The organism is Nostoc sp. JL34 (assembly GCF_017114945.1).
Taxonomy (GTDB): domain Bacteria; phylum Cyanobacteriota; class Cyanobacteriia; order Cyanobacteriales; family Nostocaceae; genus Nostoc.
On sequence record NZ_JABXKQ010000056.1, the window covers coordinates 73572 to 89830 of the forward strand.

Annotated in this window: 15 protein-coding genes; 9 read left to right on the forward strand and 6 right to left on the reverse strand. The window is 42.6% G+C overall.

Translation table 11 applies throughout. The features are described from left to right. Positions 1 to 10: 10 nt before the first annotated feature. Complete coding sequence (locus HWQ44_RS11540; RefSeq protein ID WP_292718558.1) at positions 11 to 598, reverse strand: Uma2 family endonuclease; 588 nt, start codon at positions 596 to 598, stop codon at positions 11 to 13. 90 nt (positions 599 to 688) lie between these two features. Between HWQ44_RS11540 and thiL the strand changes: the two genes are divergently transcribed. Then, positions 689 to 1711 carry a thiamine-phosphate kinase gene (thiL, locus tag HWQ44_RS11545; RefSeq protein ID WP_292718560.1) on the forward strand — a complete coding sequence of 341 codons (1023 nt, stop codon included), beginning with the start codon at positions 689 to 691 and terminating at the stop codon, positions 1709 to 1711. Positions 1712 to 1758: 47 nt separating this feature from the next. Here thiL and HWQ44_RS11550 read toward each other — a convergent pair whose 3' ends face one another. Next, on the reverse strand, positions 1759 to 2772 hold the full coding sequence (locus HWQ44_RS11550; RefSeq protein WP_292718562.1) for a type I glyceraldehyde-3-phosphate dehydrogenase: 1014 nt from the start codon (positions 2770 to 2772) through the stop codon (positions 1759 to 1761). Positions 2773 to 2888: 116 nt separating this feature from the next. Further along, the gene (nadD, locus tag HWQ44_RS11555; protein ID WP_292718564.1) at positions 2889 to 3515 is read right to left on the reverse strand and encodes a nicotinate (nicotinamide) nucleotide adenylyltransferase; all 627 of its coding nucleotides are present in this window, start codon (positions 3513 to 3515) and stop codon (positions 2889 to 2891) included. A gap of 403 nt (positions 3516 to 3918) precedes the next feature. Here nadD and murC point away from each other — a divergent pair, with 403 nt between their 5' ends. The 4 genes from murC to HWQ44_RS11575 all read left to right on the forward strand — a co-directional run bounded on the left by murC (position 3919) and on the right by HWQ44_RS11575 (position 7613). Then, the gene (gene murC / locus HWQ44_RS11560) at positions 3919 to 5382 is read left to right on the forward strand and encodes a UDP-N-acetylmuramate--L-alanine ligase (protein WP_292718566.1); all 1464 of its coding nucleotides are present in this window, start codon (positions 3919 to 3921) and stop codon (positions 5380 to 5382) included. A gap of 122 nt (positions 5383 to 5504) precedes the next feature. Then, the gene (murB, locus tag HWQ44_RS11565) at positions 5505 to 6503 is read left to right on the forward strand and encodes a UDP-N-acetylmuramate dehydrogenase (protein ID WP_292718568.1); all 999 of its coding nucleotides are present in this window, start codon (positions 5505 to 5507) and stop codon (positions 6501 to 6503) included. A gap of 190 nt (positions 6504 to 6693) precedes the next feature. After that, a complete protein-coding gene (locus tag HWQ44_RS11570; RefSeq protein ID WP_099100025.1) occupies positions 6694 to 7041 on the forward strand; it encodes a YbaB/EbfC family nucleoid-associated protein in 348 nt (115 codons plus the stop codon). Positions 7042 to 7103: 62 nt separating this feature from the next. After that, a complete protein-coding gene (locus HWQ44_RS11575) occupies positions 7104 to 7613 on the forward strand; it encodes a low molecular weight protein-tyrosine-phosphatase (protein ID WP_292718571.1) in 510 nt (169 codons plus the stop codon). 89 nt (positions 7614 to 7702) lie between these two features. Here the strand turns inward: HWQ44_RS11575 and HWQ44_RS11580 are convergent, their stop codons facing one another. Next, a complete protein-coding gene (locus tag HWQ44_RS11580; RefSeq protein WP_292718573.1) occupies positions 7703 to 8386 on the reverse strand; it encodes a response regulator transcription factor in 684 nt (227 codons plus the stop codon). Positions 8387 to 8996: 610 nt separating this feature from the next. Here HWQ44_RS11580 and smpB point away from each other — a divergent pair. Then, positions 8997 to 9464 carry an SsrA-binding protein SmpB gene (smpB, locus tag HWQ44_RS11585; protein ID WP_292718576.1) on the forward strand — a complete coding sequence of 156 codons (468 nt, stop codon included), beginning with the start codon at positions 8997 to 8999 and terminating at the stop codon, positions 9462 to 9464. Positions 9465 to 9645: 181 nt separating this feature from the next. After that, a complete protein-coding gene (locus HWQ44_RS11590) occupies positions 9646 to 9924 on the forward strand; it encodes a WGxxGxxG family protein (RefSeq protein WP_292718578.1) in 279 nt (92 codons plus the stop codon). Positions 9925 to 10000: 76 nt separating this feature from the next. Here the strand turns inward: HWQ44_RS11590 and HWQ44_RS11595 are convergent, their stop codons facing one another. Continuing rightward, the gene (locus HWQ44_RS11595) at positions 10001 to 11419 is read right to left on the reverse strand and encodes an IctB family putative bicarbonate transporter (RefSeq protein ID WP_292718580.1); all 1419 of its coding nucleotides are present in this window, start codon (positions 11417 to 11419) and stop codon (positions 10001 to 10003) included. A 310-nt stretch (positions 11420 to 11729) separates the two neighbouring features. Beyond that, positions 11730 to 13283 (reverse strand): GAF domain-containing sensor histidine kinase, encoded by a 1554-nt coding sequence (locus HWQ44_RS11600; protein ID WP_292718582.1) that lies wholly within the window; start codon positions 13281 to 13283, stop codon positions 11730 to 11732. A gap of 743 nt (positions 13284 to 14026) precedes the next feature. Here HWQ44_RS11600 and HWQ44_RS11605 point away from each other — a divergent pair. After that, positions 14027 to 15220, forward strand: a complete 1194-nt coding sequence (locus tag HWQ44_RS11605; protein WP_292718584.1) for a DegT/DnrJ/EryC1/StrS aminotransferase family protein — start codon at positions 14027 to 14029, stop codon at positions 15218 to 15220. 135 nt (positions 15221 to 15355) lie between these two features. Then, positions 15356 to 16249, forward strand: coding sequence for a cyanoexosortase B (gene crtB, locus HWQ44_RS11610; RefSeq protein WP_292718586.1), 894 nt, complete (start codon positions 15356 to 15358; stop codon positions 16247 to 16249). The last annotated feature ends 10 nt before the right edge of the window (positions 16250 to 16259 follow it).

A 16259-nucleotide genomic window follows, 5' to 3' on the forward strand; every position in this document is an offset into this window, starting at 1 on the left:
AGAGACGCGATTAATCGCGTCTCCCCTGATTCAGATTCCCGGCGGTGAATATTTGATCAACTACGATCGCTAATTCTGGAAAAGTCCGTGATCCAATTTGCTGATTAAGTGTAAAAACTGTTTCTTCGTAAAATCCATCTTCTAGTAGTAACACTGAAATTTTTGTTTCCAGTGGGTCTACAATCCAATATTCAGGAACCTCTAAGGCCGCATATTCCGAGCGTTTATAACGATAGTCCCGTTTTACCGACTCTGGACTGACCACCTCGACAATTAGTAACGGTGGTGACTCAAATACTGCTGAAGCATTCAACAATTCTCTAGCTTGCTCCAGTGTTACTACACACAAATCAGTCAACCTAGATTTATTTCTACCCGTTCTCACCCCACTTTCCCGAAAACACAGCCAAGTAGAGTTACAACGTTTGATTTCTGCATCTAGTAATTGCTCAAGAAATTTGGCAATCAAGAAATGTTCTATAGTAGGTGGATTCATTAACTCTAGCTTCCCATCCACCAGTTCATAATGGAAATCGCTACCATCATCATAGGTTAAGTACTCCTCAAATGTGATGCTGGTTACTGGTGTTGTTACCATTCCAACTGACTCCTAGACGATACCTTTATCTTAAAACAGTAAAAGAAATCATCAGTTTTCTTCGTAATTTTGCAACACGGAAAACCGATTGTGAACAGTGAGTTATCTTCTCAACAAGTAAAAGACATTGGCGAACAAGGTCTTTTAGAAAGATTACAGCGCTTCTGCCCACCAGAAATTATCGGCGATGATGCCGCAGTCCTAGAGACTCTACCAGGGCAATCTTTGGTAGTGACTACAGATGTACTGGTTGATGGCGTGCATTTTAGCAACCTCACCACTTCCCCAGAAGATGCTGGTTGGCGAGCGGCGGCTGCCAATTTATCAGATTTAGCAGCAATGGGCGCTTCCCCATTGGGAATCACTGTCGGGTTGGGACTACCTGGTGAACTTAGGGTGAGTTGGGTTGAGCGACTATACCAGGGAATGACAGAATGCCTGCAAAAATACAATACTTTAATTGTTGGGGGTGATGTCGTGCGATCGCCTGTAACTACTCTGGCAATTACCGCTTTTGGCCAAGTTAACCCTAGTCAAATTATCCGCCGTTCTGCTGCTGTTGTGGGAGATGCGATCGTCGTTACAGGGGTTCATGGAGCCTCCCACGCTGGCTTAGAACTGCTCTTACATCCCGAATTAGGACAAAACCTCAAAGATGCAGAACGCACGGCTCTAACCCGCGCACACCAACGCCCACAGCCACGATTAGATGTCTTACCAATCCTCCAGAAAATCTTTGCATCCTCATGCCCTATACCCATTGCTGGTATGGATAGCAGTGATGGTTTGGCAGATGCGATTATCCAAATTTGCCGCGCTAGTGGCGTTGGCGCTATCTTAGAACGCAGACAAATTCCCGTACCAAAAACTTTTAACCATTGGTTACCACAAGAACAAGCGCTAGCTTATGCCCTATACGGTGGCGAAGACTTTGAATTAGTGCTGTGTTTACCACAAAAGTTAGCATCAACCTTAGTGCAACATCTTGGAGAAGGTGCTGCGATCGTAGGCAAGATTACATCTGGATCAACAGTACTATTGCACGACGAACAAAAAAAATTCCCCGACCAAGTTTTGAGTCTTAGCCAGGGATTTCAACATTTTAATCAATAGTCTTTTGTGATTTTTCTAATGACCAATGACTAATGATCAATGACAAATTATTGCCACTTCTCAGCTACCAATTCTGCCAAATCCAAGACTCGTTGGCTGTAACCCCACTCGTTGTCATACCACGCCATAACTTTTACTAAGTCATTACCCAACACCAAAGTCAAGTTGGCATCGACAATTGAAGAAGCATCACTACCTTGATAATCAGACGATACCAGTTCTAATTCACTGTAGTCCAAAATGCCTTTAAGTGGGCCTTCGGCAGCATCCTTGAGAGCTTGGTTAACTTCTTCAGTAATAGTACGCTTCTCAACCTGAACTACGAAATCTACCATTGAGACGTTCGGGGTTGGTACGCGCAAGGCAACGCCATTTAGCTTGCCTTTGAGGTCTGGGATAACCAGTGCCACTGCTTTTGCTGCACCAGTGGAGGTGGGTACAATGTTTATCGCTGCTGCCCTCGCCCGTCGCAAATCCCGGTGAGAAGCGTCTAACAAGCGCTGATCGCCTGTATAGCTGTGGGTAGTGGTCATCGTGCCTTTGATGATGCCGAACTTATCATTCAACACCTTGGCGATTGGTGCCAAGCAGTTGGTAGTACAGCTAGCGTTACTGATAATGTGGTGTTTGTTGTGGTCATAGTCATGATGATTCACGCCAACCACAAAAGTGCCATCCTCGTTTTTACCAGGAGCGGTAATCAGAACTTTTTTGGCTCCAGCATTTACATGCTTGAGCGCTCCTTCTTTGCTAGTAAATACCCCGGTTGCTTCGATAATTAGGTCAATTCCCCAATCTTTCCAGGGCAAGTTTTCTGGGTTGCGATCGGATACGCACTTAATGGTCTTACCGTTAACGATGATAGAGTTATCATCGGCACTAATCTCAGCACCCTTGATCTTCCCTAGCATTGAGTCGTACTTCAGCAGGTGAGCATTGGTTCTAGGGTCTGATGTGTCATTAATAGCGACAAGATCGATCCTACTATTCTCTCTACCCACCCAGCAACGCGCAAAGTTACGTCCAATCCGCCCGAAACCGTTGATTGCAACTCTAATCACAGTGTCTTGCCCTCTGTATTTATGCTTATATGTTGATATCGTTGACCCCAATCATATCGCAAAGGGGGGGGGCACTTATAACCATAAAGTGTTAGATCAATAAAAAAACACATAATTTATTCAGATTTGTGAGAGTAGAGATTGTTGTTAGTGATATATGATCTGACCGATTCCGGGACTAAATAACGAATTGACTGGCGTTCGCGGCAAAATTTGCGAATTAGACTTGACGAAACTCCTACTAAAGGTATATTCAAGAGTTGCCAGTGAATGGTTTGTGACTGCTCCCGAAGTTGTTCCTCCACTTGCTTGCAGATTAATTTGCTTTGAGTTATAGTCTCACCACCTAGCAGTCGGGGTGCGATTAACCAATCACACATTTGTGCTAGTTCGTGTCCACGGTACCAACCGGGTAAGGTTTTGAAAGTATCCAAGCCCACAATCCAGTACCAGTGAGTATTTGGGTAACAAGCAGATAAGTCAATCAGGGTATTAATGGCATAAGAAGTCCCAGAGCGATTTGTCTCCACTAGTGAGACAGTAAACGCTGGGTTATCTTTTGTAGCTAATTGCAGCATTTGCACACGATGCTCAAACAAAGCTGCTTCTTTGTGAGGAGGATTTAGGGATGGCACCCAAATTACCTTTTCAAGGGATACTTGATGCAAAGCTGTCTCGGCTACGAGCAGGTGTCCCCAATGAATTGGATCAAATGTGCCACCAAAAATTGCTAGTTGCTGCATCCAGTTAAGCCTGGGTTTTATGCAATTGAAAAATAGTTTCATTACCAATGTACTATTGTACTCAATTCACGCTTAGACTTGATGCAATTTCAAATCAGTTTCACTAAACAATGTATTATGTAGCCAATTCCAGTAAGGTAGACAAAATTATGTATTTGACATTACAAGAATTTCTTTCCCGATGCGGCCAAATTTTTCAGAATAATCTTAAGAACAGTTCAGGAATAGCAAAAACCTCCAACCAAGGTAAAATCATTCTGAACCAGAAAAACCAGAGCAGAAACATCTTTTGGGCATCAAAGATGAACATGATATAGGAGTAGTTACGGTAAAAATCAAATTCCTGTTATGATACGCGTGTCATTTGTGATTATGGTGTGGTGTGGTGTAAGAGGAGCAATAAATGACTAATTCTGTAGATTTTAGTGGTAGACCATTTCATTTTATTGGCATCGGTGGCATAGGTATGTCTGCTTTGGCATACGTTCTCGCAAAGCGTCAATTTCCAGTATCTGGTTCGGATCTTCGTCCTAACCACATTACGCACAAGTTGGAATCTATCGGTGCTCATATTTTTGGTAAACAAGAGGCAAGCAATCTTGAATTCTTTCAACCTCAAGTATTGGCTAATGCAGTAGTATTAAATTCACAAGAACAATTACCTGCTGATACTAAGTCCAAACTGCCTCAAGTCATTTGTTCAACAGCAATTAACACAAATAATTTAGAATATAAAGCAGCGCTGGAATTAGGTTGTCCCGTTTTACATCGATCAGATGTACTAGCCGCCTTAATAACCGAGTACTATAGTATTGCTGTAGCAGGAACACACGGCAAAACTACAACCAGTAGCATGATTGGCTATATGCTTTTGGAAGCAGGTCTCGACCCAACGATTTTAGTAGGTGGCGAAGTTAATGCTTGGGAAGGGAATGCTCGACTGGGACAAAGCCAATATTTAGTAGCCGAAGCAGATGAATCTGATGGTTCCTTGGTAAAACACGCTCCAGAGATTGGCATCATTACCAATATTGAACTCGATCATCCTGACCACTACGATACATTAGAAGAAGTCATTGACATCTTCCAGACATTTGCTAAGGGTTGTAAAACGTTAATAGGTAGTATTGACTGTGCTACAGTGCGCGATCGCTTGCAACCCACAATCAGCTACAGCTTACACTCAGATACCGCCGCTGATTACACCGTCACCAATATTGATTATCGTGCTGATGGCACCACAGCTTTAGTTTGGGAAAAAGGCAAAGCTTTGGGCGTGTTGAAGTTGCGGCTGCTCAGTCGGCACAATCTCAGCAATGCCTTAGCAGCAGTGGCTGTTGGTCGCGCCTTGGGCTTAGAATTCGGAGCAATTGCTAAAGGCATCGCCACCTTTGAAGGAGCAAGACGCCGCTTTGAGTTCCGAGGTGAAGTCAATGGCATTACATTCATCGATGACTATGCTCATCATCCCAGCGAGATTCGCGCTACTCTCGCCGCAGCGCGTTTACAGGCAAGACCAGGGCAAAGAGTGGTTGCCATCTTCCAACCCCATCGCTATAGCCGTACACTGACCTTTTTAGAAGAATTTGCCGAATCCTTTACTCATGCTGATTTGGTTGTGCTGACTGATATTTACAGTGCAGGCGAACCTAATTTAGGACAAATTAGTGGTGAACATCTAGCGGCAGAAATTGCTAAACAGCATTCTCCTGTCGTTTATCAACCAACTTTAGCCTCAGTGTGTGAGTACTTGCTACAAACACTACGCCCAGGAGATTTGGCGCTGTTTTTGGGGGCTGGAAACTTGAATCAGGTGATTCCTGAAGTAATTACGACACTTTGTGAGCCTGCTAAAGCCACATCCTAAGTGGAGACTTTGCGAAGTTTTATTTCTGAGCAAAGCGCCCCTCTAGCAATGGTTTCATAGGTTAACTATTACCGTATCTTTGCGGTAAATAAATGTAAAAATTTTACCAATACAAAGTAAAAATGACCATTTCCCAGGCAGCTGGAAACGTCTGCACAGTTTCTGCTTTGAATACAAAGAAACACCAAACAGCTAATTCGGTGGACAGTGAAGTAATTTACTTACCCAGTACTGATTGTGCGATTAAGTCCCAGGCTTCTTTGTCGGCGTTTACTTCCTATAGAGTTGGCGGAGCCGCTGATTTGTATGTTGCTCCCCGAAACTTAGAAGCACTGCAAGCAAGTCTGAAATACGCAAAAGAACGTGATTTAAAAGTGACAACACTGGGAGCAGGTTCTAACTTGCTGGTAAGCGATGGTGGTATATCAGGCTTAGTCATTGCTACTCGTCATCTCCGCTTCAGCCACTTTGACCCAGATAAAGGTCAATTAACCGTTGCTGCCGGAGAATCAATTCCTAGCTTGGCATGGGCAGCAGCAGAATTAGGGTGGCAAGGATTGGAGTGGGCTGTTGGCATCCCTGGAACAGCAGGAGGGGCCGTGGTGATGAATGCAGGGGCACATAATAGCTGTATCGCAGATATGTTAGTTAGTGCCCAGGTACTTTCACCGGATGGTACGCTGGAAACTCTTACCCCCGATCAGTTAGGTTATAGCTACCGGACTTCATTATTGCAAGGTGGCGATCGCATAGTCACTCAAGCCACCTTACAACTCGCGCCAGGTGCCGACCCAACAAAAGTTGTGGCAATCACCAAAGAACACAAAAAGCATCGGTTAAGCACCCAACCATACAACTTCCCCAGCTGTGGCAGTGTGTTCCGCAATCCCAAACCTTACAGTGCTGGCTGGTTAATTGAACAAACTGGTCTGAAAGGCTACCAAATTGGTGGAGCACAAGTAGCACTACTCCATGCTAATTTTATCGTTAACCGTGGTGGAGCAAAAGCTAGTGACATTTTCTGTCTCATTCGCCATATTCAACATCAAGTACAAGAACGTTGGTCTATTAATTTAGAGCCAGAAGTCAAAATGCTCGGAGAGTTTCAAGGTGCTTGTTGAAACTTTCAATTCAGAGTATGGGGAGTGGGGGATGAGGGAGCAGGGAAGGCAGGGGGAGAAATAACTGATACCCTACTTCCTACTCCCTATTCTAAGATGCATTAATTATTGGTAAAAAAAGAGTCAAATTACTTACCGCATCTATAATTGAATTTGATTTGTTATTCAACGCACACGCGTACAAATAATTATGACAGGAAAAGGACAGGGATTCGGCTTTGGCTTAGGAAAAATGAAAGAATTGGCTGAAGCTTTTAAAAAAGCGCAGCAAGTTCAAGAAGGCGCAAAGCGACTCCAAGAAGAATTGGAGCAAATGGAGATTCAAGGAGAATCTGGCGGTGGTCTGGTGAAGGTGATTGTCAGTGGGAACCAAGAACCCAAGCGGGTAGAAATTTCTCCAGATGCTTTAGCAGAAGGTGCAGAAGTACTTTCCGATCTCGTGACAGTGGCAATGAAAGAAGCCTACAACAAGTCCACAGCAACTATGCGGGAACGTATGGAAGAATTAACCAGTGGGTTGGAGTTACCTGGATTTTAGTCATTGGTCATTGGTCATTAGTCACTGGACAAATGACTATTGACAAAGGACGAATAACATGTATGGCTTATAAATTGCTGTTTGTCTGCTTAGGTAACATCTGCCGATCGCCATCGGCAGAAAATATCATGAATCATCTAATTGAGCAGGCTAGCTTGAGCGATGGCTCCGCCGATGCCAAAGGCGATCGCATCTTATGTGACTCTGCTGGTACATCTAGTTATCACATTGGTAGCCCACCTGACAGACGTATGAGTGCTGCGGCTGTTACAAAGTTAGGAATTAAACTGCGTGGTCGAGCCCGCCAGTTTCAAAAGTCAGACTTTCAAGACTTTGATTTGATTTTGGCGATGGATCAAGAAAATTATGAGAATATCCTCACTCTTGATCAAACTAAGCAATATCAACATAAAGTACGTTTGATGTGCGAGTTTTGCTCTCGACATACTCTAAAGGAAGTTCCAGATCCCTATTACGGTGGTCAAGAGGGATTTAATCAGGTTATTGATTTACTGATCGATGCTTGTGAAGGTCTGCTTATATACGTTAACAGTCAACAAGCAATAATTTAAAGTTAGGAGTTAGGAGTTAGGAGTTAGGAGTTGGGAGTTGGGAGTTACCTGTTCTCTTATTAACTCCTCACTCTTCACTCCTCATTTTTTTATTCAACTAAACCATGCTTCATCGCAAAACGCACTAATTCCGCTCGGTTGCTGGTTGAGGTTTTTCTCAATAAACTGCTAACATACTTTTCGACTGTTCGAGGACTCAGGTGTAGCTGATGACCCATTTCAGCATTAGAAAGACCATGAGTTAATAACTCTAAGACTTCCTGTTCTCGATGAGTTAGGGATGAGTGTACATGGGATTTGTGAATTTGAGTGGACAGAGAATTATGCGCGTCCGCCGCTTTTGTCGAGGGGGGAATGCTCAAACTCTCTTTATGAGAGAAGCGATACTCTGATTGAATAATTTGCGATCGCTCCAAAAGATTACGGATTGCTGCTGCTAACTCTTCTAGTTCAAAAGGCTTAGGTAAATATAAATCGCATCCTGACTGGTAGCCCATAATTCTTTCCTGCGTCTTAGTGCGTGCCGTTAATAAAATTACAGGCAATAAACGAAACACTGGTTGTTGACGCACCCGACGCACCAGTTCATAGCCATTCATCCGTGGCATAACGATATCCGTGACAATCAAATCAGGATGATACTCATCCACCATAAACAAAGCCTCTTGACCGTCATTAGCCGTGATCACCGAGTAGCCAGACAGTTCAAGATAGTCGCTAACAGACAGACGAGTGCCCAAATCATCATCCACTACAAGGATCGTCAAGGGCATGGATAATACACCCCTAGCATTTTATTACTCAGAAATTTGCTTCTATGTACTCCATCAGTGAACACAGACAATAATAGTGTTCTTATGTCTCATACTATGACAGGATTACCAGCTAATGACTGCCTTTAGGGTTTATTTATAAAGAAAATCTTAAATCTCTAGGATGAGTTAACGAAGTTAAACTCAGCTTTGACTCCCTCTGCTTAGGAGGAATAGAGAGCTTTGTAATTTGTAACAACTCATCAATAAGGTAGAGTAAATGTTTATCATAGTGTAAATTATTAACTTAATCAATAATTTCCCAAAAGGTAAGTAAGTATAAATATCTTTTGTTTTTTGTCTCCGTTAGCGCAGCGTCTCTCTTAGTAGAGTTCTGAACTGAGGCTTCCTCCAGTCAGACTTCTCTGTTTGGCATTAATCCTTAGCCAATCACTAATGATTATTGGCGTCAAGTAAATTAGAATTACCAGAAAACTCTTAATTGTGAACTTAGAAAAGCTAAATTAGTGATATACAGTTCAGCGTTTATAGCGATTCTAAGATACGCCCCATAATTCACAAGTCAATCCAAATAATTTTTTAAGTACATTTAAAGCACACAAAATTATCAATGAGCGACAAGAACGAAGGTTACAAAGTTATTTGCGACAACCGTCAAGCCCGTTATTTGTATGAAATTCTCGAAACTTACGAAGCTGGAATTGAGTTGACAGGAACAGAGGTGAAGTCGATTCGTGCGGGGAAAGTCAATCTCCAAGATGGCTATGCTTTACTTCGCAATGGCGAAGCATGGTTGATCAATGTGCATATCTCGCCTTATAACGCTAGTGGACAGTATTTCAATCATGAACCACGGCGTACACGCAAGCTGCTGCTGCATCGCCAAGAACTCCGTAAGCTAATTGGCAAAGTAGAACAGCAGGGTTTAACTTTAATACCTTTGAAAATGTATCTCAAACGAGGCTGGGTAAAAGTGAGTATAGCCCTTGGCAAAGGTAAAAAGCTCCACGATAAGCGAGAAGACCTGAAACGACGCCAAGACCAGCGTGACATTCAACGGGCAATGAAAAGTTATTAGGGGTGAGTGTCAACCAAACTACTACACCAGAGTGAGAAACGGATTGCTGTGAAAACCATATTGTATATCCACAGCGTGAGTTATGAAAATGCCTAGTTTATAGCCGCAGATTGATTTTGTTAAGGTTAAAACTCTATACAGTGGTGAGTAACTTCAGACGGCATCAGGAATTTTCACAATTATGAAAAGTAATTTCATTACAGCTGTTGGCGCTGGCGTTCTCAGCTTGAGTATGGGAATTTTACCCTTAACTCTATCTGCACAGGCTCAGACAACTACTGATCCCGGAGTGAATACGGCTCCAAGAACGACTACCTCTGATCGCAACGATTTTGATTGGGGTTGGCTAGGATTAATTGGTCTATTAGGTTTAGCTGGTTTGGCTGGCAAAAAGCGTGATAACGAACCGACCGCTTATCGCGACCCTAATGCCCCAGGTGCTACCACCTACAGAGACTAGACAATTCATAATTTATTCATTCAAAATTCAAAAGTTGTCAGTTGTTTAGTAAAAAAACAACTGACAACTACTCATGTTAGTTTAGTGTTGGTTCTGAGTTAGATGAATTTATCTGGTTTTGAGCTAAAGGTGTCCAGTAGCTGGCAATTAAGGCAACAATCAGCCACCAGAGGGTATTGACTTCAGGACGATACCAGACAGTATCTACGGTGCCATGAGCTAGCATACCCAACAAAATAGCGATCGCTCCAATTAACCAAAATCCCTCTACACTTCTGATTTGTCGCAATCGTCGCACTTGCAGCAGTGCCGTATTAAATGTGACGATTATTAGCCAGAGAAAGAAGGCTAAACCAACAAAGCCAGTTTCTACAGTCACTTCAAACAATATTGAATAAGCACTCAAGGCAGTGTAACGAGGGTGTTGGTAGAGAGGATAAACTTTATTAAAAGAGTTGTGACCAGGGCCAATGCCGAAAATCGGGCGATCGCGAATCATCTCAAAGACAGCATCCCACACATTTCGGCGAAAATTATTACTGCTATCTTTACGGTCGGCAAAAATACTGAAAACTCGCAGGCGCACTGGCTCTACAAATATCACTGCTAGAAGCAATACGCCAATCAAACCTCCCAAGACAATCGGCAGCGACCAAGTACGCCAAAAACGAGGCATTTCCACGCTTTTCCAATAAACTAGCAATGCCATCACAGCTAAAACTGCCACTACTAGTCCAATCCAACCGCCACGACTAAAAGTCAGAATTAGGCAGGAAGTATTGACAATTAGCATTGTTAATGCTAGACCTTTTTTGAGCCAGCCTTGCCATGCAAAAATTGCCACTAAGCTAAAAATTACTGCTGGTAAGAGGTATCCAGCCAATAAGTTGGGATTGCCTAAATAACTATAGACTCTTGTAGTCTTAGACATCGGAGATTCTGGATCAACCCAAGTCGCTAGTGCTGTGGCTCCAAAAAACCATTGCCGCAACCCATATACACTGACAATTAACGATACGTGCAGGTAAAGAATGATAATCCACGACCGGAGGCGAGGCGACCTCAATACCCTGGCACAAAGGGCAAATAGTAGCAAATACAAGGTCAACGTTCCCAAGTCGTTAAGTGCTGCCTTTTTCACTGGTGATAATGCTGTTGCAACTACGGCAACTCCCCAGTAGAGCAATACCAGCAGATGAATGGGAGTGACTGACGAGACATTTGTTGGTGTTGCTTCATCAGATAAAGTCAACAACAGCCAAAATCCGACACAAGCCACCAACAAAAAACCCACCAACGTACTCGAAGCAAAAGGTGCAAGGGCGTATATTGAGCTGAGTAAAACAGCTGCGATCGCATCTCCCCACTGGAGCAAGACGCTGGTTTGCCGCCAAGAACTTAACAATCCCACCAGAGAACGATGTACATAACTGGTAGCAAAATATTCTTTGAGCGGTAAAGATGATAAAGTAAATCGTTGCCAGACTGAATTCATAAAAAACATTGCGATCAATTAGCCTGCCGACGCAGAACTTGGAATTGATCATAATGCCTATGGCTATAAAAAGGTAATAACAGAGATTGCACATCGCGCGATCGCGCTCTTATTCCTAGCCATCAGCCAATACAAAGTTAAGATAGTCCTTCATGTACTTAGTACAGCTTTACGTAAAATCGTGGCGAATTGAGGGTTGAAATTTAAACGCATAGGTCAGCGCAAAAGCACGTAGAGAATTCGCTACGAATTAATGAAATTATAGATAGAAAATACGTCTTTCCCAATCCCCAATCCCCAGTTTCCAAGATTAGACATCGCTAATTGTTTGTGAGGGAGTCGCTAGTTGCAGTGGTAAAGAAAGCACATAACGATATCCTGATTCTGGTGAACCTTGAATCAAAATATGTCCGCTATGCAATTCTGCCAGTTGACAACTTAGTAATAGACCCAAGCTTTCACGAGAAAGACTTCCATGTGATTTAGCTAAATTTATACCTGAACTAGTAGCAAAGAAATTTGAGTGGGAATCATTCAAGTTTTTTGAATTGTCCACTGCTACTGATGAAGTATCTGGTTGCTCTTGGTTTTCTGCACGAGTATTGTAAGTTGCTACCTCACCTGTTAGCTCTAGCAGTGACAAAGAATTGAGACGGAAGTAGGGATCAACCTCAGTTATACCGTCCCCCAGCCAGGGATGGGAAACCCAAATAGTAATGTTGAGCGTATCTTCCTTGTAAGAAACATGAATCCGAACAATGCTACCTGTAGCCGAAAGTTGAATCACGCTGAAAACCAGGTGATAGAGGATTTGCCGCACCTTGTCTTTATCTAAAGGCCAAATGCGATTGCGTCCCGGTTCTATAGACAGGCGAATATCTTGCTCGCGGCGATTAGCCACTTCTTCTAGGGTATTGATAGCTTGTTGGCATAGCATTTCAATATCCACGGGAGCTAGATTTAGCACAGTTGAGTTTTCATCCATTGCTCCTAGTTCGGTAATTTCGTTTACTAGGGAAAGTAAGTACCGACCACTGTGTTGGATAATCTCTAAATATTCTCTCTGCTTAGTCGTCAAAGGCCCATAAATCTCACGTCCTAAAACACTAGCCATACCGAGTACAGATGTTAAGGGCGTGCGTAACTCCTGAGTTAGCTGACCCAAAAGTTCCAGCTTCAGTTGCTTGGTAGAAACAGAGTCACTATCTTTAGTGGCTGCCGTGATTTTAATCTCAGTGTTACGTTCCTCATTGAGTGAAAATATAGGAGCGCTCTTGGGAGTGTTTGATTCGAGTTTCCCTTGCAGGAGTCGGTTCCGTTCAAATTCACTCATGCTCCAACGAGCGATGATTTGTAAAAATTCAATGTCTCGAGTTGTAAAATTGCGCGGGACTAAATCCATCACCGCCAATGCACCCAAACAATGTCCCTCAGCATCAATCAGTGGCGCTCCTAAGTAAGCACGGATACCATAATCCTGCACCAACTTGCTGTTAGCTAGTACTGGATCTGTCAATTTGTGCGTATCATTAATTACAAAGACTTGCAGGCTCTCTACTACCTGAGTGCAAAATGATTCCCGGCGTAGTAGTTGGCGGCTTTGTGCCAAATGATTCATTAATCCTAATCTAGATAAGCCCACCGACGACTTGAACCAGTGGCGTTCTTGATCCACAAATCCCAATATAGAAATTGGTGCTTCCAAAAAATGGGCAGCAGTCTGTGTGGCTTCTTCAAAAACCGGAATCGTTTCTGGTTGCCGCAAACCTAAATCTGACAAAGCTTTGAGGCGTTGTTGTTCTCTTGATTCATGAGAATCCCAACCATCCTTTAGGGCAAATAATTTGTTTTCAGGCTCTATCATTGCCACTGCTACCTTAATAATTTCTCGATACTGTAATTGATATAAGCCCTATTTCTGGGTTATCAATTGCTATTTTTAAGCATTCCCTAATTTTGCCTCTGACAAACAAATTTGGGGCAAAAATTTTTTATCCCTTCCATTAAGCCGATGATGTGGTATCCGCTAGTTACTAGTTACTGATGCTGAATGTTCTTTATTTAGCACTGGTGTAGTCTTTATTGCTTGAGATTTTGCAATTAGACTGCGTTAGATTTTGATTCCGCCAGGGTAACCTAATCCTAACGATACAATGCAAAGGGGCTGTCATTCTTTATGTATATAAGGGAAAACTTTTATTGGCATATTCAAAGTGAATTTACTTAAATTGCTACTATATTAGTGTAATTATTTGTGGACGCTTTTACTGGTAACAGCTAGCACCCAGAGATGACAAATCTAGTACAGGATGACGTAAATAGACCAACTATATCCCTATGGGTAAGCAAGCTACAAAATTAGTGAAAAGCTTAGTTGATCAGCTTTTGGAATTTTGAGAGAACTTGGCAGTGGCAGCTGCAAAGAAGTCTGATGGTAACTTCGGGCGCTCAACTGAACAGGGTGTGATTTTGAATTACCTATAGCGGACTAGATAGTTGATACAAGTCTCCATCTTATAGATTAAAGCTATTACAATTTCACGCCGAAAATTGTGCAGGCTTTCTATTTTTTCCATCTGAGAAAAAATTTTTTGAGGACAACTGGTAATGAATAAAATGACTATTAGAGTTCCTTTTGTAGATTTAAAGTTACAACACGAACCAATTCAAACGCAATTACAAGATGCAATCCAATCTGTATTGGAACAGGGAGATTTTATTTTAGGGCAAGCCCTCTCAGATTTTGAAGCAGCATTTGCGGCAGTGTCTGGGGCAGAATATGGAGTTGGTGTGGCATCAGGAACAGATGCGATCGCTCTCGGATTGCAAGCGTGTAATATTGGTGCTGGTGATGAAGTAATTTTACCAGCAAACACTTTTGTCGCAACATTGATTGGTGTGCTACGCGCTGGTGCCAAGCCAATTCTGGTAGATTGCGATCGCCAAACAGCTTTAATTGACTTAAGAGAAGCAGCAAAGGCAATTACGCCTCAGACCAAAGCAATTATCCCAGTGCATCTTTATGGTCAGATGGTATCTCCACGCGATCTAGTGAACTTTGCCGATACTTACAGACTACTAATTTTTGAAGATGCAGCCCAAGCACACCTCGCCCAAAGAGACGGATATCACGCTGGTTCAGTAGGAGTAGCAGCAGCTTTTAGTTTCTATCCCAGCAAAAATTTGGGCGCATTTGGCGATGGAGGAATGCTGCTGACACGAGATTCAGATGTAGCCCAGAAAATGGTGCGCTTGCGAAATTATGGTGCATCGCAAAAGTATTTTCATACTGAAGCAGGTACAAATAGCCGCTTGGATACTTTGCAAGCAGCTGTCTTGCAGCAGAAACTACCATATTTACCACAGTGGAATCGCGATCGCCTGACTATTGCCCAGCAGTATGATAACGAACTAGCACCCTTGGCAACTGCTGGCATTATCCCTATGGAAAACCAAAGTGATACAGGACATGTGTATCATCTTTATGTGATTAAAGTTGATGATTCTTGCCCTATAGAACGCCAGCAACTCCAGGAAAAACTCACAGAGGCGGGAATTCAAACAGGCATTCACTACCCAATTCCTTGTCATCTCCAGCCAGCATTTACCAACTTAGGCTATCAACTGGGAGATTTTCCCCAAGCAGAGAAGTTGTCAAAGCAAATATTATCATTACCGATGTATCCTGGTTTGAGTAGTAGCCAAGTTAAAGAAGTTGTAGCAGCGATCGCTCATGCAGTCTCAACAATTTCTCAGGCAGATGAACCCTCGCCTGCTGACCTTAGTAGCGTAATAGCCTAAAGTTAATTCATGCCTAATGTGCGTCTCAAATTAGACATTTTTTCGTTAGATTGTCATTTATTCTTTCTTCTTTGCTAATGACTAATGACTAATGACTAATGATCAATCACCAAAGTTTTTGAATTACTTAAAATCATGGTACTCCGGCAACAGGTTAAAAACATCAACGCATCAGGCTTGTTAAATATAGCTATTTTAGGCGTTTTGCTGCTACTTTATGCTCCTATATTGCTACATTGGTTGGATGGTTGGCTGCACAAAAATATCAGTACAGAACATGAATATTTCAGCCACGGGATTATTGGTTTACCATTTGCTACTTATCTGGGCTGGATGAACCGGAAAAAGTGGAAACGTTTGCCAGATACCATCCATCCTTTGGGCGCTATTTTATTGTTATTAGGAGCAATTTTTTATCTTAGCGGTGTTACAGAATGGGTTAACCTTTCCTTGCCCGTTATATTAGTAGGATTATGTTTGTGGTTTAAGGGAATATCAGGTTTGCGATTGCAAGGATTTCCCCTGCTACTAGTATTTTTGGCAACCCCAACAGCATTACCCTATCTTATTGCTCCCTATAGCTTGCCTCTCCAAAGCTTCATCGCTGGCACAGCAGGCTTCATACTGAATCAATTTGGGATGGAAGTAACCGTGGATGAGATAAATCTCTATGTGGGAGGACGGATTGTAGAAGTTGCGCCCTATTGTGCGGGGCTAAAAATGCTGTTTACTACTCTTTACGTTGGCTTGATGCTGCTTTATTGGACAGACGCTTTGTCTTCACGCCGCACAACTATATCGTTTTTATCTCTTGCTGCGATCGTTAGTACTAGTGCCAATATCATTCGTAATACCTTACTGACTTTCTTTCACGGTACAGGTCAAGAAGCGGCTTTTAAATGGCTGCATGAGGGTTGGGGTGGTGATCTCTACTCTGCTTGTATGCTGGTATCATTAGTACCCTTACTCAATTGGATTAATAGCTATTTTTCAGCATCTCTAGAAACTGAGCAAGAAGCAGAAAGTTGAACTGGGGACT

Coding starts and splice junctions, on each gene's coding strand:
- HWQ44_RS11600 (WP_292718582.1), bottom strand. CDS start 13,283: ATGATAGAGCCTGAAAACAAATTATTTGCCCTAAAGGATGGTTGGGAT.
- HWQ44_RS11540 (WP_292718558.1), bottom strand. CDS start 598: ATGGTAACAACACCAGTAACCAGCATCACATTTGAGGAGTACTTAACC.
- smpB (WP_292718576.1), top strand. CDS start 8,997: ATGAGCGACAAGAACGAAGGTTACAAAGTTATTTGCGACAACCGTCAA.
- HWQ44_RS11575 (WP_292718571.1), top strand. CDS start 7,104: ATGGCTTATAAATTGCTGTTTGTCTGCTTAGGTAACATCTGCCGATCG.
- murB (WP_292718568.1), top strand. CDS start 5,505: ATGACCATTTCCCAGGCAGCTGGAAACGTCTGCACAGTTTCTGCTTTG.
- HWQ44_RS11570 (WP_099100025.1), top strand. CDS start 6,694: ATGACAGGAAAAGGACAGGGATTCGGCTTTGGCTTAGGAAAAATGAAA.
- HWQ44_RS11595 (WP_292718580.1), bottom strand. CDS start 11,419: ATGAATTCAGTCTGGCAACGATTTACTTTATCATCTTTACCGCTCAAA.
- crtB (WP_292718586.1), top strand. CDS start 15,356: ATGGTACTCCGGCAACAGGTTAAAAACATCAACGCATCAGGCTTGTTA.
- HWQ44_RS11605 (WP_292718584.1), top strand. CDS start 14,027: ATGAATAAAATGACTATTAGAGTTCCTTTTGTAGATTTAAAGTTACAA.
- murC (WP_292718566.1), top strand. CDS start 3,919: ATGACTAATTCTGTAGATTTTAGTGGTAGACCATTTCATTTTATTGGC.
- nadD (WP_292718564.1), bottom strand. CDS start 3,515: ATGCAGCAACTAGCAATTTTTGGTGGCACATTTGATCCAATTCATTGG.
- HWQ44_RS11580 (WP_292718573.1), bottom strand. CDS start 8,386: ATGCCCTTGACGATCCTTGTAGTGGATGATGATTTGGGCACTCGTCTG.
- HWQ44_RS11590 (WP_292718578.1), top strand. CDS start 9,646: ATGAAAAGTAATTTCATTACAGCTGTTGGCGCTGGCGTTCTCAGCTTG.